This is a genomic window from Chryseobacterium sp. UYP7, assembly GCF_056279225.1.
In genome coordinates, this window is the sequence record NZ_JBWBQW010000009.1 from 69,302 (window position 1) to 93,357 (window position 24,056).

Sequence of the window (24,056 nt, forward strand, 5' to 3'; positions counted from 1 at the left end):
TTCTAAAACAATTCAGTTTCTACCTGTTATCTTGGAAAGAGATCATCTTCCATTCCCTCACAAAAAGAAAAAAACCACTTCCCTTAAGAAGTGGTTTTTTTATATAAATTCTTAGCACTTAGCTCACAAACGAAACAACCAAATAAGTTAATCCTGCAACCATGGCAGAAATAGGTATGGTTAAAATCCAGGCCCATAACAAACTTACGGTGATTCCCCATCTTACGGCAGAAACTCTTTTAGTGACTCCAACACCGATGATCGCACCGGTAATGGTGTGGGTTGTAGAAACGGGAATTCCGAAATGTTCGGTAATGAAAAGCGTAATTGCACCTGCAGTTTCAGCTGCAACACCTTCCAGTGGCGTTACTTTCGTTATTCGGGTACCCATTGTTTTTACGATTTTCCAACCGCCGCTCATGGTTCCCAATGCAATCATTAAGAATGAAGTGAAAGGCACCCAATAATAATGTTCGACAAAATAATTGAACTGATCTTTACCCGTTAATGCTATATAAATAGGATCATGCAAAGTTTGAACGTGATGATAAATAACAGCAGCTCCAATAATTCCCATTACTTTCTGCGCATCATTCGTTCCATGTCCTAAACTAAACAGGGCCGAAGAAACCAATTGTAATTTTTTGAAAACTTTATCTGCTTTCCGTGGACTAGTTCTTTTTGAAACGTTTACTATAAATAAGGTGATCACGATAGAAATTAAACCACCAATGATCGGAGCCAAAAATATGAAGAGGAAGATTGGGATCACCTTATCATATTTCACCACATTTTGAGTAAAGAGTTGTTTACAAGCCAATATCAACTTATCAATAATAGATAGATCTGGCTGCGCGAGGGAAACAATATGGTAATCTGAAACAAAAGCGTACATTAAAGCTGCCCCTAAAAACCCACCGATCAAAGTGTGCGATGAAGAGGAAGGAATTCCAAACCACCAGGTTAATAAGTTCCAAAGAATTGCTGCAACCAAACCGGAAAATATAACTTCGAGATTAATAAAGTTTTCATTTACAGATTTCGCGATCGTATTACCGATCTTGAATTCTCCGATAACGTAAGCCGCAAGAAAGAAGGCTGCGAAATTCCAAACTGCAGCCCAAAGAACTGCTTGAAATGGCGTTAAAACTTTAGTAGAAACAATGGTCGCAATAGAGTTAGCGGCATCATGAAAACCATTGATATAGTCAAATATTAGTGCTAAAACAATGATAATAATAAGAAGAATTGGTAAATCCATTCTATTTTTATATAATAAATTAAGGAATAGATTAAGCGTATTTAATCAAAATACTGTCGATCGTGTTGGCTACATCTTCCGCTTTATCGGTCACGGTTTCCAAATATTCCAAAACAGATTTCACTTTGATGATTGTTATGGCATCATTAGTTTCAAACAACTTCACAATTGCCTGACTCAAAACATCATCTGCAATATTTTCAAATGAATTAATTTTGATACAAGATTCTTTAACCGCTTTTGGATCTTTAAAATCGTTAAGATTTGTAATCGCGATCTGAATTTCAATACAAGATTTGTAAATCAACAGGGTAAACTCTGTGTAAGCTGGATCCAGTGGTGCTTTGTACAAATAGATATATTTTGCAGAAGCGTACATGAAATCCGCGATATCATCTAACCGACTGGCTAAGTGGCTAATATCTTCACGATCGAAAGGCGTAATAAAGTTTTCTCCTAACTGTACGAAAATTTCATGGGTCAAGTCATCCATTCTGTGTTCGTAATCACTCATATGCTGTAACATGGTATCGTCGTTGATATCAAAGTCCAGCAAGCTTTCGTGAAATTCTTTCGACATGGCTACAAGTTCGTCAGCAACTTTTTCGAACAGTACAAAAAACACTTTGTCTTTCGGCTGGAACATTTTAAAAATATTTCCGATTCCCATTATTATACATTTTTAATTAGTGCTGCAAATTTCCGAAAAAGAGTCTTAGGTTTCTCGTTTTTATATTAAGTTTTATTAACATTGCAAAATTAGTTCTCCACCAAAAAAAATCAGTCCCTTTACGAATAACGGGACCAATATAAATGAAAACTTTTTAAGCAGTCGTATGATGAAATTATATTATCGATCGGTGTAATGTCCTAAAGATTGAATAACAACAGTTAGCGTTTCATCTTCAAAAATTTCATAAACCAGTCTACCTTTTTTATTGACTTCCCTACTCCAAACTTCTCCTTCGAAATAACTTAGTTTTTCAGGAGATCCTGTGCCAGATCGCGGATGAATTTCCATTTCAATAAATAAGACCTCCACCTTGTTCATAGCACTTTTTTGCCCTGACTTTTATCTTTTGGAAATCTAAGAGTGCTTTTTTTGAAAGCTGAATTATATACTTTCCCACAAACTATGAGGATTTATGGTCATTAATACTCCTTTTTCTTTACCTGATCAATATTCTCTTCCAGTTCTGAATTTTGATTATTTAAAGATTTTCCAATTTTAAATTTAATTCTCATTTCAGCCAGCATAGCTTTTAGTAATAAAAGTTGTTTTTCATTGTCAGGAATTACGATAAGATTTTCCATTTCCTAATTTTTATCAAAGTTAAAGATTTTTTCGCATTAATTATTCAATGTAAAAGAACGAAATCCATCTCTAACAAGATAGAATCTCTCAGAAAAAACTGGATAATTGATGCATGAAGTATAAAAAAAAATCAGTCCCATTACGAATAATGGGACTGATTATATTAAAATAAGATCGAAGAATTATTTTGATTCTTCTGCTCTCATGTCTTTTCCTTTGAATTTTTGAGTTTGCAACCCTTTTAACAATTCATCTTTGAAAGATTTCTCTACTTCGAAGAAAGAAAATTTTTCTAAAATCTCGATTTCTCCAATATCTGGTCTTTTTCTGGATTTTTCAGTTGATTTGTTGATGATTTCAAGCATATCCATTTTCTTCAGATTGTCACGTTTTCCTAAGTTAAAGAAAAACCGCACCATGTCGCCGTTGTTTTTACGTGGCTTTCTTTCTCTGAACTCTCTGTTTCCGCCATCTCTGCTTCCACCGTCTCTGTTTCCACCGTCTCTACTTCCTCCATCTCTGGAATTTCTAAAGCCGCCGCCGTCTCTTCGGTCTCCACCTCTGTCGCGATCTCTTCCTCTACCGTCTCTGTCACGGTCTCTTCTGCTGTCGCCACGATCATCACTGTTGAATTTCTGGTCTGCTAAATCATTTTTATCTAAATAATAAAGAGCCATATCACGCAATTGCAATTGTAACATCTGGTGAACCAATTCTTCTTTGGTGAAGGCTGATAGATCTGGGATTAATGACGCATCAAATTCAAATAAATTTTCGTGCTCTGTCAATAATTTTGTGAAAACGCCGCCAACCTGAGCTTCGATCACTTCTTTTCCGGTTGGAATCTTTTTCTCAACAATATCAATCTTAGTAGATTGTTTGATCTGCTTTAATTTTCTTGATTCTTCAGGTTTGATCAAAGACATTGAGATTCCGTCTTTTCCTGCACGACCGGTTCTTCCACTTCTGTGAACAAAAACTTCCGGATCATCCGGTAAAGAGTAATGAATAACGTGGGTCAATGAATCAACATCTAAACCTCTCGCCGCAACATCAGTCGCCACTAAAATATCGATATTTTTCAATCTGAATTTCTTCATTACTGTATCACGTTGCGCTTGTGAAAGATCACCGTGAAGTGCATCTGCAGCGTAACCATTCTGCATCAAGAAATCTGCGACTTCCTGAGTTTCCATACGCGTTCTGCAGAAAAGAATTGAATATTGATTTGGATTTGCATCGATCAATCTTTTCAAAGCTTCTTTTTTGAAACGGTATCCAACCACGTAAAATTCGTGTTTGATGTTTTTCTTCACTTCATTTAAAGAACCAACAACAATACGGTGCGGGCTCGTTAAATAACTTTTAGAAATACGCTCCACTTCTTTATTCATCGTTGCCGAGAATAAATAATTGTGTTTTGTATCTGGAGTTTCCCGAAGAATTGTTTCCAAATCATCTTTGAAACCCATTGATAACATTTCATCAGCTTCGTCTAAAACGAGCCACTGAATTTCAGAAAAATCTAAGGCTTTTCTGTTAATAAGGTCGATCACACGTCCCGGAGTTCCCACAATAATTTGGGGTTTGTCTCGTAGAGAGCGGATTTGGTCGGTAATACTGCTTCCACCATAAACTGCTGTAGTTTTGATATTGGGCATGTATTTCGAGTAATTTTTAATGTCTTTGGTAATTTGCAAACAAAGTTCTCTGGTTGGACAAAGCACCAAAAATTGGATTTTGCGACTCCCGTCGTCAATCATATCCAAAATGGGTAGCGAAAACGCTGCTGTTTTGCCTGTTCCTGTCTGCGCAAGTGCGATTAGATCGCGTATATCTGTAGAGATAAAAGGAATAGTCTGTTTTTGGATTTCTGTTGGACTTTCAAAGCCCAGTTCGCCAATTGCCTTCAAGATTGCAGGACTTAAATTGGTCTCCGTAAATAAATTCATGTAAAAGATCGTCTATAAATTGGGTGCAAAGATACGTTTTTTATTTTCGATAATAAAACAGGCCTTTTATTAAATTTCTGTTAAAGATAGAAAACTGCCATTTCAAAGGCGATGACTATTAAATTTTATTTAAATTTGAATTCAAATAAATTATTAATGGAACATTCGATCAACTCCTCTACTTTTAAATTCTTAAAAAAATTAGAAAAGAATAATAACCGCGAATGGTTTAACGACCATAAAAACTTGTCCGTAGAAGCGCAGCAGGATGTACTTTCCTTTCTTGAAAAATTGATTGAAGAGATTGCAGAATTCGATGAAGAAATCTTAAAGATCGACCCGAAGAAAGCCTTGTTCAGAATATATCGCGACATCCGTTTTTCTAAATTGAAAATCCCCTACAAGACGCACTTCGGCGCAAGTTTAGGCATGGGAAAAGGAAATAAAGTTGCGGGCTATTATCTGCATATAGAACCCGGAAAATCTTTTTTAGCAGGCGGAACATATCAACCCGAATCCTCCATTTTAAAGGAAATCAGAAAAGAGATCTCCATGAATGGTGATGAATTCAAACAGATCTTAGAACAGAAGGATTTCAGAAATAATTTCCGCGGATTGAGTGTTGAAAGCAAGTTGAAACGAGTTCCGAATGATTTCGAAAAAGAAGATCCTATGGCCGAATTTCTGAAACTGAAAAACTTCATCGTGGTTCATCCTGTTTCGGACGAAGCATTAATGAAGGAAACCGCTGCGAAAGAATTTGCCGAAATCTTTAAAAGCATCAAACCTCTCAATGATTTTCTAGAAAAGCCTTTTCTTTAAATTAAAGTTTTAAAGATTCGATGGTTTTCTGGATGTCCGGATCGTTGGGCGAAATAGAATAATATTTTGCGATTTTTCCGGTTTGATCTACGACCATAAATCGCGGCACCCAGTTCAGATCGATATAATTATTAAAATCATTTTTCCAGCCTTCATCAAACCAGTAATTTTCCTGTGCTTCGATCTCATATTTCGCCAAACCACGTTTCCACTGATCATACGAACCGTCTAAAGAGAAATAAACGAAATCAAGTTCCGGATTTTCCTCATTTAAAATTTTCGTCGCAGGAAGCGCTTTCACACAGTCCGGACACCAACTTGCCCAAAAATCGATAATTAAAATTCTGCCTTCATGCTTTTTCAAAACCTCGGCAATCGACGTTTTTTTGCCTTGCAGCGAAGATATTTTTTGCGCCACCGCTTCTTTCGAAAATTCAGTTTTGCTGATTGCGGGAACTTTCTGGGCGAAAGCGCCAAAAGACATTAGGATTAGTCCTAAACTTATATAATTTCTCATTAATTTATTTATTAAATTTTCTCCAGTAAAACGATAGCATATTCTGAATCTATCGAAATATTTCCATTTTCTACCTTCACATTTTTACCGGAATATGCATCTCTCAATTTCGTGCCATTCTCAAATACTCCCTGCGCTGAAACTTCTTTTAACCCAGCTTTCAGATCCAGACCAATTAAAATTTTATCATTATTAAAAACTCTCGTAAACCAATAAGGTGTCGAAGAAATCATCTGGTGAACTCCCGCTCCTACGGCAGGATGATTTGCTCGGAATTTTCCTAATTTTTGATAATGCGTCAATAATTTCTGAGTTCCACTATTATAAGTAATATCGCTCCAGTTCATGTTGCTTCGTAAAGTCGCGTCACCTTCTGCGTCTGGAATGATCAATGATCGTGCGGTTTCATCTCCATAATAAACTTGAGAAATGCCTGGAGCCAACAGTAATTTGGTGGCAGCTTCATACGTTCTTTTTCGGTCCTTATCGAAAGGGGAACCGTCGTCGTGAGAAGTCAGATAATTCATTACGGTTTTCCCATTCAGATCGGAATGCAGCAATTTCGAATAGTTCGAAAAGAGGTCTTCATAGGATTTATTGGCATCGCCTTTAAAGTCAAAATTAATGAGCGACTTAAATCCATTCTGATAATAATTTACTTTTTTATCTCCGAAATTATAAAGTTGTTTTTGAGAAATTCCGTAACCATAAACTTCGCCAACAGTGAAAAACAATTGATCGTCCAGCACTTTTGTCGGGTTATTCGTTTTGTAAATAGCAAACGCATGCTGACAAACATTCTGAAAATCTTTCCAAACATCTTCGTTGGTGTGTTTCACCGTATCAATTCGGTATCCATCGACGCCAAATTCCTGAACGTAATCAGCCAGCCATTTCATAATGTAATATTTCGGCGCTCTGGGATAACCTGTTCTCGCAAAAAATTCGTTAAGCGAATTTAGTTTAGCATCATATCTTCCTTCTTTTTTCCATTTTTCGATAAGCATTGGTGGAAGTTCAGCCGGAGCATTCGATTCCGTTAAAAGATCCGGAAGATTGGCGACCAAAGTACAGGCGGTCGTATTTTCGTAATTGTTATATTTGCATTGTGGCGAAGTTCGCACCCAGGTATTGGGGTACACCGTATCCATTTGGGTCACAGGTCCAGTGTGATTAATCACGGCATCTAAAACGATCCGAATTCCTTTTGCGTGGGCTTTTTCAACGAGTTCTTTCAGATCTGCTTTTGTACCGAAGTTCGGGTCAAGCGCCGTCCAGTCTTTTGCCCAATAACCGTGAAAAGCGTACGTATTTCCTGTTCCCTCATTGGTTGCGCCATGAATCTGTTCTACAAGCGGCGTCATCCAGATGGCATTAATTCCAAGATCCGAAAAATAGTTAGCATCGATTTTCTGAATAATTCCTCTTAGATCTCCACCTTCAAAACCCCTTAAAACCGCCGCTTTTTCGGTCCTTCCAAAATTGACGTCGTTGGTTTTATCTCCATTTTGGAAACGGTCTGTTAATACGAAATACATATTAGCGCCTTCCCAGTTAAAAGCTTGCTTTTGTGAATTTTGCTGCGTTGCACAAGAAGTGAGCAGCATAAATCCGAAGAGAAATAATATTTTTTTCATAGTAAATCGTAGGCGTTAAAGATAATGTAAATGCAACTTTCAGCGCTTGACATTTTAACGGCAAGTGATTTTTTAACATTTATTTAACATATTTTTCTATCTTTGTTTTCCTCTAATTTCGCGAAGGTTGCTCTTCTGGAACTTTAGACGCGTAATTCGTCAAAATATATGCTGCAAAATTTCGTGATCCTAAATGATCCTGACCTTTTAAAAACCGACAGAAAATGAGTGTGATCGCACGACAGGGTTTCAAGTATTCGTTGATTGGTTATTTCGGTTTTTTACTCGGAACTGTTTCTGCCATTTTTATTTTCCCGTACGACATGGAGTTTTACGGAAAGCTGCGCTACATTATGCCGACCGCAGAAATGCTTTTGCCCATCGTGGTTTTCGGTCTTTCTTTTTCTAACGTGAAGTTTTTTCTTCAAACGCAAAAAGAGGGTAAGAATCAAAACTTATTATCACTCTCTTTTGTTGGCATTTTACTGAATTTTACGGTTTTCAGTATTTTATTCTTTCTTTTCTTCTACTTTTTTCCGCAGTTTAAGAGTTTAGAACTCTGGAAGATGAAACTCTTAATTCTACCGCTGATTTTAATTCTGGCTTTATGCGCACTTTTCAATAAATATATTTCAAACTTTAAAAGAATTGTTGTTCCCAATATCTTCGAAAATCTCTTTCCGAAGATCGCCAACTTAGGGGCGTTCTGTCTCTTTTTCTTTTTAGGAGTTACAGAGAAAGGATCCTACGGATTTTTCTTGGGAATGTTCGTCCTCTCCTTTTTAGGATATTTTTTCTACGCCAATAAACTGGAAAAGATCAAACCCGATTTCAGCACCGATTATATAAAAAAAGACAGCTTCTACAAAGAAATTCTGAATTACAGCTTTTATGGATTTCTAGGAAACATCGGAAATTACATTGCTTTTCGAGTTGACAACTTCATGATCGGCGAATTTTTGAATTTCGAAGAAAATGGAGTTTACAGCATTATTCTCTCCATCCTTTCCTTTATCCTTATTCCCCAAATGGGACTGTTCAATATCTCAGCACCGATCATCAATAAAACGATTGCCGAAGAAGAGTTTGAGGAACTCGACCGTTTTCACAAGAAGACTTCAATGACTTTATTCTTTTTAGGCGCGGTTTTATTCTCCTGTATTTTGGTCGGATTTCCCTATCTCACCGATTTTATAAAAAATGGCGATCAGCTTCGGCAGGCAGAACCTGTGACCTGGATTTTAGGATTTGCAATGCTTTTCGACTTAGCCACGGGCTTTAACGGTCATATCATTTCACTTTCTAAATATTACCGTTTTAATATTGTAGTCATGTTGTTTTTAGCCATCACCACGATCGGATTAAACTATCTTTTCCTCACGCGAACAAATTTTGGAATCATCGGGATCGCAATGGCAACAGGAATTTCGCTGACTTTATTCAATATGATCAAAATTTATTTCAATTATGTGAAATTCAAAGTTTTTCCTTTAAGCATTGAGATGATGTATGTTTTTATCATCTGTACTTTAGCGATAACATTGGCTATTATGCTGCCGGAAGTGAAAAATAATTTCATCAATCTATTGTATAAGCCTGCCTTCGTTTTGATGATCATTTTCGGTGCAAATCATTTCATGAAAATTTTCCCCATAGAAAATTACATCAACAAAAAGTTTTTTAAGAGCCTTTTCAAATTTTAAATTCTCGTCAGAACAACAACGACCTGATCGCCTCGCCCGCTTTTATTCATATTTCTAGCTGAATTTTTGAATTCCGTTATTTCCTCTTTTGAAAAAATATCGTTTGACGTTTGATAGCTCAAGCCTCTTTGATACTTTTCGCTTCCCGTGATTTGAAATTTGTAGCTGTCGTGAAAATAAGATTCGATAGAAAGACCGTTCCCATCTGCCAATATTTGGAAAGCCTTTCTTGTTAATAAATGAAAATGTCTTGGCGCATCCCACTGAACCCAATTTTCTCCATATTTTTCATAAGCCGCAGAATCTTTTACAGGAACGCGAATGATGATCTTTCCATTTTCATTGAGATTAGAAAGACAATTCCTTAAAATTTCATGTGGATCTTCTACATGTTCGAAAACGTGATTGAAAGTAATGAGATCAAAAGATTCTTTAATTTCCGACAGTGTTTTTTTATAAATTGGAAAAGGCTTTTCCGTCGTCTTCAAAGCAAATGGATCGATCCCCACAATGTTTGTAAATCCCAGACCGAAAATACTTTTCAGAAATTTTCCTTCGCCACAGCCAACATCTAAAACCTTCGTAGATTTAGATGGTTTTATTTTTAAAAAGGCTTCTAAAGCAAGATTCGGAATTTTTACAGAAAGTTTCTTTGCCAGAAATGGTGGGAAATTATAACAGATCACATAATCTCTGACTTTTTGGATGATCTTATCCGCTGGTTTTTGATCGGATTTTAAACTGTAGTAATTCTCCGGATAATAAGAAGACATGTCTTCAGGAATGTTCGCAATCTGCAATGTTCCGCAATCTGAACATTCGAAATATTCAAATTTTTCGGTTCCTCCGAACATCTTATCATTTACAGAAAATTTATTTTGATGATGATCTGAATGACAGATTCTGCAAACCATATTTTTAATTTTTTCGAATTCCAAAATTAATCTATTTTTGTACTCGATATGAAAAAAATAGCTACGATTATTGTAACCTACAATGGAGAAAAATGGCTCAGAAGATGTCTGGATTCTGTTTTAAGATCCTCTTATCCTTCCGACATATTTGTGGTAGATAATTGCTCAACCGACAGCACTTTATCAATTCTGGAAAATTATCCTGTCAATTTAGAGGCCTTAAATTTTAATGCAGGTTTTGGTTATGCTAACAATTTGATCTTAGAAAAATTACAGAATTCTGATTACGACTATTTCTTTTTAATTAACCAGGATATTTATTTAGAAGAAAATTCAATCGAGAAATTGATTGAATTTGCCCAAAGTCATCCCGAAACCGGCATTATTGCACCTATTCAATATGATGGCGAAGGAAAAAGTGTTGATTCCAATTTTAAGCAGTATATCAATCTTTCCGAAGATAAAAATGACCATTTTGAAACTACATTTTGTAATGCGGCAGCATGGTTAATTAGTAAAGATTGTTTAAGAAAGGTCGGACTTTTCAATCCGCTGTTTAAACATTATGGCGAGGATCGAAACTACTGCGAACGCGCAAAATATCACCAGTTCAAAATTGCGATTGTAAAAGAGACGAAAGTTTTGCATGACAGAACTCAAAAAATGACTACTGAAAAAGCCATCAAACTGGCGAAGATAAAGTTGCTTACTATTTTTCTGAATCCCAATAAAACAAAATCCGAAAGTATGACTTCCGGATTAATGAACGTTTTTGGTATCAGCAAATATCTCTTTAAAAAATATGGTTCTTACACTTCCGTTTTTGAGTTGCTGAAAGAGTATATTGTTTTATTTATAAGACGAAATGAATTAGAAGTTGAGAAAAATAAACAGAAATAGGTTAAGCTAGAAAACTTTTGTTCCATTGCTAAAAGTTTCTAAAACTTTAGTATCTAAAATTTGATTCTCTGCAACAGTCATTAAATCCTGATCAACAATAATAAAATCAGCTGATTTTCCGGGCTCTAAACTTCCGATTTCCTTTTCCTGGAAAGCAGCTTTTGCGGCCCAGATCGTCATTCCACGCATCGCCTGTTCTCTGGTTAAAGCATTTTCTTTTTGAAATCCGTTCGCGGGGAAATTCTTGGAGTCTTTTCTCGCCACTGCTGCAAAAAAAGTTTTAACAGGATTGATCTCTTCCACCGGAAAATCGGTTCCCAAAGGTAGCCAGCCATTTTGCTTCAACAAATCTTCGTAGGCATAGGCATATTTCAAACGTTCTTTCCCTAATCTTTCTTCTGCCCAATACATGTCGGAAGTCGCGTGTGTTGGCTGAACTGAAGGTATAATCGTATATTTACCAAACAGATCGAAATCATTTTTATTTACGATTTGTGCGTGTTCGATGCGCCATCTTCTGTCGTTTTTAACGCCCAAAACTTCTCCATAAATCTGAAGAATTGTTCTGTTCGCAGAATCGCCGATTGCATGCGTACACATTTGCAGATCGCTGTTTTTTAATTTTTTAGCCAACGTTTCGAAATGCTTTCTGTCGCTTAAAAGAAAACCTTTCCAATCATTTTTATCGGAATAATCGTGGAGCAAACACGCGCCTCGCGATCCCAGCGCTCCATCTGAATATACTTTGAAACCACCAACCGTAATATTTTTATTCACATACCTACCTTTTTTGATCCAGCGGTCATAATAATCCGGATTATCTTCCATCAAAGCGAAAATCTTCATTTTCAGAACGTCCTGAGACTGGGCTTTTTCTAAAAGTCCTAAAGTTCTTTCGGAGATTCCACAATCGTGGAGCGAAGTTAAACCGTAAGAGAAACATTCTTTTTGAAGATCGGAAAAATACTGAATCGTCATGGCATCATCAATTTCTGGAATGTGTTTTTCGACTAACATCATTGCGTTATCGACTAAAATTCCAGTGAGTTTTCCATCTTTCACTTCGATCTCACCACCTTTAATTTTCGAATTTTTCGTCACTCCGGCAATGTCCAGAGCTTTTTGATTAGCCACCGCAGCGTGACCATCGATTCGTTTTAAATAAACGGGACGGTCTGGAAATAACTGGTCCAGTTTTTCTTTATTCGGAAATTCCTTTACAGCCCAGTCATTTTGATCCCAACTTCTTCCGTACAGCCATTCTTTTGGAGCCGTTTTCGCATATTCTGAAATTCTCGCAACGATCTCGTCCCAGGATTTTGTTCCCCATAACTCGCATTTCCACTTGTCCGTCGCATATCCTGTAAAATGGCAGTGCGCATCGATCAATCCAGGAAAAACAGTTTTTCCTTCTAAATTCTGGACGTTTTTGGATTTGTAATTTTTGAGGATATCTGCAGCTTTTCCGACAGCGATAATTTTTCCGTTGGAAATCGCCATCGATTCAGCCGTCGCAAAATTTTGATTAACGGTGTATATTTTTGCGTTGGTAATGATGAGATCAGCGTTTTTTTGCGCAGTAATCATTCCGAAAACAAGCATCATTATAATCGTAGGGACAAGTCGCGACTTGTCCAAAAATCGAAGATTTTTAATACCCAATTTATTAAATTTATTAATCATAAAATTTATCTTTATCCCAATTCTCAGGATTATTTGTAATATAATTATCAATTTTTTCATAACCTTCAACATTGCGAACAATATGGTCATGAAACGAACGTTGCCATGCAAAATTTTCATTTCCAAGCAAGTGAATTTTTTTCGAACTCGTTGTTTTAAAAGCACCCATCAACGAAGAAACCGATTTTATTTTTGGTTGATCATCATTCCGTAGGGACAAGTCGTGACATGTCCGAAATTCCCCAAGAATTTCAACATCATTCCTATCCACCAAAAATCTATTAATTCCAAACAAAAGATGAACATGATTTGGCATCACCACAAAATTATGCAATTCAAAATAAGAATATTGTTGCTCCAAACATAAAATTTGATGCACCGCAATTTTTCCAAATTCATTCAAAATCATTTTTTCATCTTGAATTTTTCCAAAGTAGTGAATTTTATCTTCCGTGCAAATGGTTATGAAATAGATTCCATCTTTTGAATAATCAAAATCTTGCAGTCTATTTCTTTTTCTGCCTTCCATCTTTTTATTTTTTGAAAAATTTTAATTTTCGAACAATTCACGAATAACTAAAACTGAATTTTATCTTGCGTAAATGAAAATCCTTCGGGTTTTGGATGTTTAAAAATCCTGCGGATTTTGGATGTTTAAAAATCCTGCGGATTTTGGACAGGTCGCGACCTGTCCCTACAGGAAATTTTTACACATTTCCGACCATCTCAATTTTCTGACGAAGCTGATTTCTTCATTTGATAATGATCTCTCACCATTTTGTTTTAAAAAGGATTTCATGGTCGTGAAAAATTCTGAAAACGACTTGTTTTTTAATGAAGACTTCCCGGAGGAAATGATTGTTAATGGTAAACTCAAACCGATATTATAAAAATATTCACCTAATTTTTCGGCTTTCTGACTCTTATATTGAAAAGCGGTCGGTCGTAAATGCTTCACCCACAAATCTTTGATGGTAATCACTTCCCAGTCATTTTTCCTGGCCAACATCACATCAATATTGTCCCAACCTAAAACCGGACGTAAACCATTCATATCTCGGAAACATTCTTTCCGATAAGATTTAATGGGTCCGCGAACATGATTTTTGGAGGATAAATTCTCAAATTTCCATTGATGTTTTTCATCTTTAAAATCGAAGGCCAGAGCTTTCTCAAAAATAGACTTTTGTATTTTAACAATGCCGGAAACCATTCCTGCTTTTGTATCAGATTCATAAACCTGGTTGATCTTCATTAAATAATCTGGCGGAAAAATAATATCTGCGTCGAATTTACAGATGATATTAAATTCCTTTAAATCTACTGATTCCAGACCTTTATTAAAAGTCCGAACTACTTTTGCACCGGGTTCATGCTTTGATAATTCTAAATTTTGAATTCTGAATTTCTCCTCATCTTTAATAAATTCTTCTACAATACTCTGCGTTTTATCGGTGGAACCATCATTAACAACAACACAGGTAAAATCCTGAAAGATCTGACGTTGCAGAGATTTCAGAGTGAAAAGAATATTCTTTTCTTCGTTGTGTGTGGGAATAATGATTAGAAATTTCATGGCTTAAGAACTGAATTTGTTAAATTTTTTGACTTCAAATAAAATCTTTTGAAACTGTTATCTCGCCGCAGGTTCATAAAAATAAGGCGGTCTCACGCCCATTGGGCCCACCACAAATGTACCTTTATTTGAAAAATAAGTCATAAAACCATCCTCTTCCTTATTTTTATCGGGATAAAATGTAATCTCAACGCTTTTAATTTTATCTGAATCATCGGTGACCTTTCCAATTTTATAGGATTCAAAAATGAAGGGATTAGGACTGGGGAAATCATAATAGGTAATTTCTTTTTTAGTAAAATCAATGTAAGCATTTTGTTCTTTGTCCCGAAAGATTCTCTGCTTTTTAAAATATTCCTCGATATCTTTTTTACCGTTAAACGAGATAAGAGGTTTCCCTGGATCTGCAAACATCACATCAGGAAAGTTGACCACTTCCAAAGCAAGCAAAGAGAGTTTTGAATTTTTCAAGTTAAAATAAAAATCATACATTTCATTTTCCTGCGTCGAAATTCCTTTTGCCCGAAAATTGCACAATTTTTCCAGCGGTTGATGTTCCAGAAAAAATGATTCTGGATGCGCAGTGTAGGAATTATCAAAATCCGATAAAGAGAAACTTCCCTCATTTTTCACAATAAAAAATCCCGTTTTTTCAAATTTAAAATCGCCAAGATAATTTGGAAAAGAAGCAAATTCAACATTCTCAAAAATATCCATCATGATCCAGTCGATCTCCTGATCAACAGAATTCTTAACTTGTAAAATCGGATACGGTCCATCATGATAGTACATGGCCATTCCTAATTCTGGATCAATGTATGGATTGATGTTTTTGGCGAGATGTGTATTGAAATCGGCAATGAATTTTCTAAAAATTTGAAGAGTATCGATTTTTTTTGATGCAATCTGTTCGGTCTTTTCTGGAACTTCTATCTTATTGGATTCGGAAACCGGGCTTTTTTTAAAGACAAAAAACATTAAAACTGCAATCAGTAATATTACAGGTATCAATACAAATGTTTTATTACTTTTCATCTAAAAACAGTTCAATTTTAATGCGCTTCCAACCAGTTATCGCCTACTCCAATTTCGACTAGCAAAGGAACTGTAGTTTCGTAAGCAGATTCCATTTCTTTTTTGATTAAAGCTTTTACGGTTTCTAATTCCTCTTCGGGCGCTTCAAAAACAAGTTCATCATGAACCTGCAAAAGCATCTTCGTTTTTAAATTCTGTTCAGTGAATTGTTCATCAATTTTAATCATCGCCAGTTTAATAACATCGGCGGCACTTCCCTGAATTGGGGCATTTACCGCATTTCTTTCGGCGTGGGCTTTCACAACGAAGTTTGCAGAATTGATATCTTTTAAATGTCTTTTTCTATTTAAAATAGTTTCCACATAACCCATTTCCTGCGCTTTAATGACTTGATCTGCCATGTACTTTTTCAACTTTGGATACGTTTCAAAATAATTCGCAATCATTTCTTTGGCTTCCGTTCGGGAAAGTCCCGTTTGTTCGGCCAACCCAAAAGCGCCTTGTCCGTATAAAATCCCAAAGTTGACCGTTTTTGCCTGTCCACGTTGAGTTTTCGTCACTTCTTCTAAAGGAATTTTAAATAATTTTGACGCCGTGGAAGCGTGAATATCTTCCCCATCCTGAAAAGCTTTGATCATGTTATCTTCCTCCGAAATCGCTGCAATTAAGCGCAATTCAATTTGAGAATAATCTGCTGCGATTAATTTATTTCCGGGATTTGCGACAAACGCGCCCCGAATCTGTTGACCGCGTAAAGTACGGATTGGAATATTCTGTAAGTTCGGATTAACACTTGCTAAACGGCCTGTTGCAGCAGTTGTTTGCGAGAAGTTGGTATGTACGCGATGATCATCTTTGTCTATTTGGAGGGGTAAAGCATCGACGTAGGTAGATTTTAATTTCTGATACGTTCGGTATTCTAAAATATGCTTGATGATTTCGTGCTTAGAAGATAACTTCTGTAAAATATCTTCGGAGGTTGCGTATTGTCCGGATTTTGTTTTTTTCGCTTTCGGATCAAGCTGCATTTTTTCGAACAAAACTTCGCCCAACTGTTTGGGAGAATTCATATTAAATTCTTCACCCGACAATTCAAAAATCGTTTTTTCCAGATTTCGCAAATCGTTCTCTAAATCCTTACTTTCTTGTTCCAACCATTTTTTATCGAGAGAAATTCCTTCGAGTTCCATTTTCGCCAGAACTTTCATTAAAGGCATTTCTACTTTATAAAATAGATCTTCGAGGTTTTCTATTTTTAATTGTGGTGCGAAAACTTCGTACAATCTCCAGGAAATATCGGCATCTTCAGCGGCGAACTTCGTTTGTTCTGCCACGGAAAGTTCCTTGAAAGTCGTTTGATTTTTTCCTTTCTTTCCAATTAAAGATTCAATTGCAACGGGTTTGTAGCCCAGATACATTTCTGAAAGATATTCCATCGCATGACGGCCATCTGGATTCAAAAGGTAATGCGCGATCATGGTATCGAAAATGGCACCTTCAACTTCGATCCCGTATTGTTTTAAAATTTTATAATCAGCTTTTAAATTATGAGCGATTTTTACAATTTCCTTCTTTTCAAAAAAGGGCCGGAAAATCTCCAGTGTTTCTAAAACCTCTTCCCGCTTGTCGGAAAAGGGAATATAATAGGCCAAACCTTTTTTGTAACTGAAACTCATGCCGATCAAGTCAGCTTCCATCTCATCTAAAGACGTAATTTCCGTATCAAAACTCACAGCGTTCTGCTGCAAAAGATTATAAACTAAAACTTTTTGTGCTTTTGGCGAATCGATGAACTGATAAAGATGATCACTATCAGACATGGTATCTTTCGTCGTTGTTGCCTGATCTAAATCCTCAAAATTAGCAAACAGATCGAGTTGCATGGATTGATTTGCAGAGGCTGGTTTTTGAGGTGAAGAATTATTGTTTAATGCTGGAGCCACTGTAGAAGCCGGCGCAAAGGCTCGATATAAATTCTCATACAATCTCCGGAATTCGATCTCATCGAAAACCTCTTTTACTTTCTCAAAATCAGGTTTGTCTAAATCATATTGTTCCTGATGAAACTCGATCGGAGCATCACAGATAATCGTAGCCAGTTTTTTAGAAAGAATTCCACGCTCTGCAGAATTCTCGACTTTTTCTTTTAATTTACCTTTAAGATCTGCCGTATTTTCCAAGAGTTTTTCGATGCTGCCATATTCTTTTAGAAATTTTTTCGCAGTTTTCTCTCCAACACCTTCCAACCCAGGAATATTGTCAACGGCATCGCCCATCATCGCAAGAAAATCGATGACCTGTTTTGGATCTTCAATTTCATATTTCGCTTTGACTTCTTCAACACCTAAAATTTCAAATTCAGCACCCTTCAAACCTGGTTTGTACATTTTAACTTTGTCCGTTACCAACTGCGCAAAATCTTTATCGGGCGTAACCATGAACACGGTATAACCTTCTTTTTCAGCTTTGCAGGCGATCGTTCCAATAACGTCATCTGCTTCATAACCTTCGAGCCCTAAAATAGGAACATGCATGGCTTTTAAGATCCGATGAATATAGGGAATCGCATTTTTTATCGCTTCGGGAGTTTCGCTTCTGTTTGCTTTATATTCTGCATAATCTGCAGTTCTAACGCTGGCTTGTCCGACATCGAAAACAACGGCTAAATGCGTAGGTCTTTCTCTACGAATGAGTTCGATCAAAGAATTTGTAAAGCCGAAAATTGCGGAGGTATCGATTCCGGTACTTGTAATTCTAGGACTTCTGATGAGTGCATAATATCCGCGGAAAATCATTGCATACGCATCAATGAGAAATAGGCGTTTGTCGTTGTCTGGTGTCATAAAAGCAAAGATAATATTTTTGGTCGGATGCAAGAATATCGATGCGGTAAGTTTCGGGAAAGTTGTTGGGAGAAAGAGAATATTAGAGACACTAACGAAGCGAGCGCAGATCACTATCAAAATAAAAAAACTCAGAAATTATAGGTTAGAAGCCGTATTTCTATTTTGTTTGTTAATGACATTTAAAGAAATGGTCGCAAAAAGTCCGCCGATCAAAAATCCCATTCCGGCACCCATTAAAACATCCATGGGAAAATGAACGCCTAAATAAATACGGCTGTACGTAACGACCGTCGCCCAGAAAAAAAGAAAATAAGGCAAGTATTTGTACTTTTGGTGCAAAAGCATGCTTAGATAAGTAACGATAAAAAATGTATTTGAAGCGTGGCTGGAATAAAATCCGAGACGACCGCCACATTTTACATCCCGCATCAAGCCGAGTAAATTCGGATCGTGACAAGGTCTTAACCTTCCTATTCCTGTTTTGAAGATTCCGGCAAGTTGATCGGAAACGGTAACTCCTAAAGCAATAAATATGAGAATAAAAATTAAACTTTTCAGCTTGAAGTTTTTATAGAGCAAATAGAGGAAAATCCCGTACAGTGGAACCCAGATCCACGTTTCAGAAATTAAGATCCAAAACTGGTCGAAGGGTTGACTCCCCAAATTATTAAGGAACAGAAAAGCCTGTGTATCTTCCTGAATAATTTCGTGCATCGTTATCGGCTTACCGGACCTTCGTGCTGATCATTTCCTGAAAGATTTACTCTGGGAATTTCTCTTTCAGCGATAGATTCTTTTTCGCCCTGACTCATGGGATTATAATCCTGAGCGGCCTGCTTAACTCTCTCTATTTCTGCTTTGATCTCAGAAATGGGGTTGTCGGTTTCTTTTAAAATTTCAGATTTTACATCATCCATTGCACCACGCATTTTCCGTACGCCCTGACCAAGATCACGCGCAATTTGGGGCAGTTTATCAGGACCGAACAATACTACGATCGCTACGGCTACTAAAAGCATTTCTCCTATACTTAATTCCATGGGGTAAAATTACAAAAGTTTATGTTACGATTTTTTATTTTGTTTCGTTAAAATAATCACAAATATTCGGACTGATTTCCGCCTTTATGGTTCTTTATGACAATATAAAATGACGATATCGATTATTTAAAAAATACATTTGACTTTAATCTATACGATATATTTAAGAAAGTGGTTTCTTTCTGTAAACAAAAAATACAATCACTGCACTCACTGCCATCAAAATAAAGCCGAGAAAAAATGGCGCTCCCGCAAATTTAAATGGTGCTGAATCATGGGTGAAATAATAGAAAGTATTCGTCATTAATGGTGGTCCAACGATCGCGGTAAGACTTACCAAACTAGCCAAAGCACCTTGCAATTCTCCCTGTTCACTTTTCGGAACTTCGGAAGAAATCACGGACTGTAAAGCCGGACCAGCGATCCCACCCAAGCCGTACGGGATCAAAAAGGCAAACATCATCCAGCTTTCTGAAGCAAAAGCGAACAGAATCATTCCGATCGCATATAATATTAGTCCGTAAAAAATACTTTTTTCGTTACCCAATTTAGGTTGAATAAACCGAATTAAATAGCCCTGAACCAAAGCCGCCATAAAGCCGGAAACTCCTAACGAAATTCCAACGAGTTTCTCTGTCCAGCCAAATTTATACATTGTGAAGAAAGTCCAGTTCGTTTGCACGGCATGACCGGCAATATAGACAAAAATCAGCGCGGCGATCAATCCTAAAATCTGGGGATATTTCTTGAGTTGCATTAAGGATCCAACGGGATTTGCGCGACGCCAGTTGAAAGGACGCCGATGTGCTTTATCTAGACTTTCGGGTAGAATAAAGAAACCGTAAAGAAAATTAACCAGACACAAACCCGAAGCAGCATAAAATGGAACTCGCGCGCCGTATTGTCCGAGCAATCCACCGATGACAGGTCCGACAATAAATCCAACGCCGAACGCAGCACCGATCATTCCGAAATTTTTAGCACGGTCTTCATCTGTAGAAATATCTGCGATATACGCACTCGCAGTTGTGATACTCGCACCTGTAACGCCGGAGAAAATCCTCCCGACAAAGAGCCAGAAGATCGTAGGTGCAATGGCCTGAATAAAAAAGTTGATGGAAAATCCTAAGAGGGAAAATAAAATAATGGGTCTTCTGCCATATTTATCACTTAGGCCTCCTAAAACGGAAGCGAAGATAAATTGCATTCCGGCATAGGCAAAACTAAGCCAGCCACCATATTGCGACGCAACACTTAGATCAGAATTGTGAATGAGTTCCTGAATCAGCTTCGGAACAACGGGTATCACGATTCCCCAACCCGTGATATCGATGAGTAGGGTAATAAAGATGAAACCTATAGCGGCCGATTTCTGATTTTTTTTCATTGCGGGTGTAAAGATAGTTTTTTTGCGGTTTTTTTTTAAAATTTATATTCGTTTTTTATTATTGGATTAGGAGGAATTATAAAGTATTCATTTGTCATTCTGACGAACGAAGAATTTCTTCAGTAAGTATTTTCTCTAACTTTTTTCTTGTTTTTTTTCTCGAAACAAACGGACCAGAAGGCTGGAAACTCCGGCTGCAAATTATTTTTTTTCATCCCTAGGCGTCCGATGCGGATTTTGTTTAGGAGCTGGGAATTGCGACCCGGCCTGAACGGAGCTCTTTTTGTGGAACGAAGTGGAATAAAAAAGCGGCAGTGGAGGATCTCGTCATCAAATGACGAGACCCAAATAAGAATTATTATAACAAAAAAATAGTCCCTCTTTCGAAGGACTATCTGTATTTATTACAAAAAATTATTTCTTAGTTCTTTTGTCAATAATTTCAACATCTTCTGTTGTTCTGCCATGCAATTTTTCTTCTTTTCCTCCTTTACCTTTCAAGAAATCATAAGCGATTGCTGAAGAGACAAAAATGGAGGAATAGGTTCCAAATGCAATACCCAAAAGTAAGGCAAACATAAATCCTCGCAAATTCTCGCCACCGAAAATAAAGATGGCCAAAATAACAAGAATCGTGGTAAATGAAGTGTTAAATGTTCTACCCAAAGTACTGGAAATTGAATCATCAAACAATCCTGCCAAAGTAAGGGATTTTTTCTCTCGCAAATATTCCCGAATTCTATCGAATACAATCACGGTATCATTAATGGAATAACCCAAAACGGTTAGGATCGCCGCAATAAAATCCTGATTGATCTCCATACTAAACGGCATATATTTATGCAGTAAGGAATAAACTCCCAAAATAATGATCGCATCGTGTGCAAGACCAACTACTGCTCCTAAAGAGAATTGCCATTTTCTGAAACGCATTAAAATATAGAGGAAAATCCCACCCAATGCTGCAATTATTGCGTACATCCCGCCGGTTTTAATATCGTCTGCCACTGTTGGACCCACTTTGGTGGAGGAAACAATTCCGGCATGCTCTTTATCTGCAGATTTAAAATCTTTTAAAGTAAGACCTGCGGGGAGATTTGTTTTTAAACCTTCGAATAATTTTTGCTCGATGGTTTGATCGGCTTGTAAGGATTCGTCATCAATAAGATAATCGGTTGCGATCTTCAGCTGGTTGTTGTTTCCAAAAGTTTTCACTTCTACCGCTGAGTTTTTACCATCCTGAGTCGTGAATAATTTTGCTAAAGATTTTTCTACAGTTCCTGGATCAACAGGTTTATCAAACTTCACTACATAATTACGACCTCCTGTGAAATCGATACCGTACTGAAAGCCATTGATCGCGATAGATGCGATACTTGCAACAGTAAGGAATGCAGAGATCATGTAGGCATATTTTCTTTTTCCAATAAAATCGATCCAAACATTTCTGAAAAGATTTTTGGTTAAAGGAGTCCAAACTGAAAGGCTTTTACCTTTGTTCAATCTTGCAAAAATCATTACTCTCGACAATAGAACCGAAGTAAAGAAGGTCATTAAGATACCAATAATCAGCGTTACCGCGAATCCTTTGATTGGTCCAGTTCCAAAAATATACAAAACCAAAGCGGTTAAGAGAGTCGTGGAGTGACCATCGATGATCGCAGAAAGTGCATGTTTAAAACCATCTCTATACGCTTCTAAAATATTTTTACCGGCGAAGAGTTCCTCTTTGGTCCTTTCATAAATAATAACGTTCGTGTCGACCGCCATTGCCATGGATAATACAATACCTGCAATACCAGGAAGGGTTAAAGTCGCATCAACAGAATCCATGATTCCGAAAATGTAAAACAAGTTGATGATCATTGCAATTACTGCAAAAACCCCGGCTCCACCATAATAAAAGATGATATAAGCGACAATTACTAAAAATGCAATGATGAATGAAATCATTCCCGCATGAATAGATTCTGCTCCTAATGAAGGTCCTACAACGTCTGCCTGAACAATCTTAGCACTTGCCGGAAGTTTACCAGCACCTAAAACATCTACTAAATCCTGAGCTTCCTGTTGAGAGAAGTTTCCGGAGATCTGTGTTCTACCGTTCGGGATCTCATTTACTACATTTGGTGCGGTGTAAACCACATTATCCAAAGTAACTGCAACGGGTTTGTTTACGTTTTTTGCAGTCATTGTTTTCCATTCTTTCGAACCTTTGGAATCCATCTGCATATCTACAACTACTCTTCCCATTTCGTCATAATTCACCCGCGCAGATTCTACAGCACCATCAACCGGAGCTTTCTGGTTGATATTTCCTCTGATGGCGTAAAGCACCAAATTATTTTCGTCGTTTGCTTCAGGTTTGTACCCCCAAACAAATTGTGAATATTTAATGTTGGTCGGACGAAGTTTTTTAGCAAGGTCAGATTTCAAAACTTTATTAACGATCGCAGTGTCGGAAAGTTTAATGTTCCCTACTCCATTCGATCTTAAAGTATTTAACTGCATCAAACTCACCAAATTCGTATTTTTAGGAACGCCTAAAGAATCACTTTTTGAAGCAATCAAAGCATTTAACTGTTCGAAATAAGGTAAAATTTCCTGTGGCTGCTGAACTTCCCAGAACTGGAGTTTTGCAGAAGTTTGAAGCATTTTCTTAACACGGTCAATGTCCTGCATTCCCGGCATTTCTACAGAAATTCTTCCTGTTCCCGGAACTTTTTGAACGTTCGGTTGTGTAACACCCATCTTATCGATACGGGTTCTAATTACTTCGTAAGCAGCGCCTTCTGAAGCATCAATTTTTCTTCGGATGATATTTTTTACTTCCTCATCTGTTGAGTTATACTTGATTTCGCTATGATTGGTATTTCCGAAAATTTCGGGATCTGCCAACTTAAGGTTTGTTCCTTTTTCTGCGTTCACGGCTGCAAACTCGGTAAAGAAATTCTCGATATAACTTTTTGTAGAACTTTTTTGATCTTTATCGGTTCTGTTCAGCGTTTCCAAAAGGATTGGATTCGTAGAAAAGTTCGTTAAATCGTTTACTAAATCTCTGTGATTAATTTCTAAAAGAACGTTAACTCCGCCTTTTAAATCCAGACCCAGCTTCATTTCTCTTTCTTTCGCTCTGGAGTAGTAAAGTTTCGTAAAACCAAGATTTAAAGTGTCTTTGGAAAGACGCGCTAACTCTTTTGTGTATTTTACGGGATCATTTGCCGAAAGCGTGGTAGCTTGTTTTTCGATTTTGCCAGCATACCAGGTTGGTAACAATTCGTTAAGACAAATAAGTCCCAGAATAACCGCAACAAGCGTAATAAGTCCTTTTCCTTGCATTGTTAATAGTTTACAACATTAAAATTATAGTCGGCAAATATAATGATTTTCACTAGAATTAAGAATTTTTAACAAATTATTTTGCGTTCCTGTTTATTCACAAAAAATAGCAAACACCGCCCTTTAAAT

At 36.9% G+C, this 24,056-nt stretch carries 20 protein-coding genes; 3 read left to right on the top strand and 17 right to left on the bottom strand.

Going from position 1 to position 24,056, the window contains the following annotated elements:
- Positions 1-118: 118 nt before the first annotated feature.
- From ACZ9HT_RS15765 to ACZ9HT_RS15785, 5 genes are all read right to left on the bottom strand, one after another.
- Positions 119-1,261 (bottom strand): inorganic phosphate transporter, encoded by a 1,143-nt coding sequence (locus tag ACZ9HT_RS15765; RefSeq protein ID WP_476041455.1) that lies wholly within the window; start codon positions 1,259-1,261, stop codon positions 119-121.
- A 31-nt stretch (positions 1,262-1,292) separates the two neighbouring features.
- The gene (locus ACZ9HT_RS15770) at positions 1,293-1,931 is read right to left on the bottom strand and encodes a DUF47 domain-containing protein (protein ID WP_476041456.1); all 639 of its coding nucleotides are present in this window, start codon (positions 1,929-1,931) and stop codon (positions 1,293-1,295) included.
- Between the two features lie 180 nt (positions 1,932-2,111).
- A complete protein-coding gene (locus tag ACZ9HT_RS15775; RefSeq protein ID WP_476041457.1) occupies positions 2,112-2,312 on the bottom strand; it encodes a type II toxin-antitoxin system YoeB family toxin in 201 nt (66 codons plus the stop codon).
- 101 nt (positions 2,313-2,413) lie between these two features.
- Positions 2,414-2,575 carry a hypothetical protein gene (locus tag ACZ9HT_RS15780; RefSeq protein WP_476041458.1) on the bottom strand — a complete coding sequence of 54 codons (162 nt, stop codon included), beginning with the start codon at positions 2,573-2,575 and terminating at the stop codon, positions 2,414-2,416.
- A gap of 183 nt (positions 2,576-2,758) precedes the next feature.
- Complete coding sequence (locus ACZ9HT_RS15785) at positions 2,759-4,528, bottom strand: DEAD/DEAH box helicase (RefSeq protein WP_476041459.1); 1,770 nt, start codon at positions 4,526-4,528, stop codon at positions 2,759-2,761.
- Positions 4,529-4,684: 156 nt separating this feature from the next.
- Here ACZ9HT_RS15785 and ACZ9HT_RS15790 point away from each other — a divergent pair, with 156 nt between their 5' ends.
- On the top strand, positions 4,685-5,350 hold the full coding sequence (locus ACZ9HT_RS15790; protein ID WP_476041460.1) for a DUF2461 domain-containing protein: 666 nt from the start codon (positions 4,685-4,687) through the stop codon (positions 5,348-5,350).
- 1 nt (position 5,351) lies between these two features.
- On the opposite strand, the gene ACZ9HT_RS15795 is transcribed toward ACZ9HT_RS15790, so the two are convergent.
- Positions 5,352-5,867, bottom strand: a complete 516-nt coding sequence (locus ACZ9HT_RS15795) for a TlpA family protein disulfide reductase (RefSeq protein ID WP_476041461.1) — start codon at positions 5,865-5,867, stop codon at positions 5,352-5,354.
- 11 nt (positions 5,868-5,878) lie between these two features.
- Positions 5,879-7,504 (bottom strand): alpha-amylase family glycosyl hydrolase, encoded by a 1,626-nt coding sequence (locus ACZ9HT_RS15800; protein WP_476041462.1) that lies wholly within the window; start codon positions 7,502-7,504, stop codon positions 5,879-5,881.
- A gap of 224 nt (positions 7,505-7,728) precedes the next feature.
- Here ACZ9HT_RS15800 and ACZ9HT_RS15805 point away from each other — a divergent pair, with 224 nt between their 5' ends.
- Positions 7,729-9,207, top strand: a complete 1,479-nt coding sequence (locus ACZ9HT_RS15805; protein ID WP_476041463.1) for a lipopolysaccharide biosynthesis protein — start codon at positions 7,729-7,731, stop codon at positions 9,205-9,207.
- Here the strand turns inward: ACZ9HT_RS15805 and ACZ9HT_RS15810 are convergent.
- Positions 9,204-10,121: a class I SAM-dependent methyltransferase gene (locus tag ACZ9HT_RS15810; RefSeq protein ID WP_476041464.1), complete on the bottom strand. Its 918-nt coding sequence runs from the start codon at positions 10,119-10,121 to the stop codon at positions 9,204-9,206. The two genes, ACZ9HT_RS15805 and ACZ9HT_RS15810, sit on opposite strands and share 4 nt — an antisense overlap.
- Before the next feature lie 48 nt (positions 10,122-10,169).
- On the opposite strand from ACZ9HT_RS15810, the gene ACZ9HT_RS15815 reads away from it, so the two are divergent.
- Positions 10,170-11,021, top strand: a complete 852-nt coding sequence (locus tag ACZ9HT_RS15815) for a glycosyltransferase family 2 protein (RefSeq protein ID WP_476041465.1) — start codon at positions 10,170-10,172, stop codon at positions 11,019-11,021.
- Positions 11,022-11,027: 6 nt separating this feature from the next.
- Here ACZ9HT_RS15815 and ACZ9HT_RS15820 read toward each other — a convergent pair whose 3' ends face one another.
- From ACZ9HT_RS15820 to secD, 9 genes are all read right to left on the bottom strand, one after another.
- On the bottom strand, positions 11,028-12,704 hold the full coding sequence (locus tag ACZ9HT_RS15820; RefSeq protein WP_476041466.1) for an amidohydrolase: 1,677 nt from the start codon (positions 12,702-12,704) through the stop codon (positions 11,028-11,030).
- A complete protein-coding gene (locus ACZ9HT_RS15825) occupies positions 12,697-13,233 on the bottom strand; it encodes a transposase (protein ID WP_476041467.1) in 537 nt (178 codons plus the stop codon). Before ACZ9HT_RS15825 ends, ACZ9HT_RS15820 begins: the two co-directional genes overlap by 8 nt.
- Positions 13,234-13,398: 165 nt before the next feature.
- Complete coding sequence (locus tag ACZ9HT_RS15830) at positions 13,399-14,280, bottom strand: glycosyltransferase family 2 protein (RefSeq protein ID WP_476041468.1); 882 nt, start codon at positions 14,278-14,280, stop codon at positions 13,399-13,401.
- Between the two features lie 57 nt (positions 14,281-14,337).
- Positions 14,338-15,315, bottom strand: a complete 978-nt coding sequence (locus tag ACZ9HT_RS15835; protein ID WP_476041469.1) for a hypothetical protein — start codon at positions 15,313-15,315, stop codon at positions 14,338-14,340.
- 17 nt (positions 15,316-15,332) lie between these two features.
- On the bottom strand, positions 15,333-18,158 hold the full coding sequence (gene polA / locus ACZ9HT_RS15840; RefSeq protein ID WP_476041470.1) for a DNA polymerase I: 2,826 nt from the start codon (positions 18,156-18,158) through the stop codon (positions 15,333-15,335).
- Positions 18,159-18,296: 138 nt separating this feature from the next.
- The gene (locus tag ACZ9HT_RS15845) at positions 18,297-18,875 is read right to left on the bottom strand and encodes a phosphatase PAP2 family protein (protein ID WP_476041471.1); all 579 of its coding nucleotides are present in this window, start codon (positions 18,873-18,875) and stop codon (positions 18,297-18,299) included.
- Between the two features lie 2 nt (positions 18,876-18,877).
- Positions 18,878-19,201, bottom strand: coding sequence for a Sec-independent protein translocase subunit TatA/TatB (locus tag ACZ9HT_RS15850; RefSeq protein WP_476041472.1), 324 nt, complete (start codon positions 19,199-19,201; stop codon positions 18,878-18,880).
- Positions 19,202-19,364: 163 nt separating this feature from the next.
- Complete coding sequence (locus tag ACZ9HT_RS15855; RefSeq protein ID WP_476041473.1) at positions 19,365-20,588, bottom strand: TCR/Tet family MFS transporter; 1,224 nt, start codon at positions 20,586-20,588, stop codon at positions 19,365-19,367.
- A gap of 414 nt (positions 20,589-21,002) precedes the next feature.
- Positions 21,003-23,927 carry a protein translocase subunit SecD gene (secD, locus tag ACZ9HT_RS15860; protein ID WP_476041474.1) on the bottom strand — a complete coding sequence of 975 codons (2,925 nt, stop codon included), beginning with the start codon at positions 23,925-23,927 and terminating at the stop codon, positions 21,003-21,005.
- Positions 23,928-24,056 lie beyond the last annotated feature (129 nt).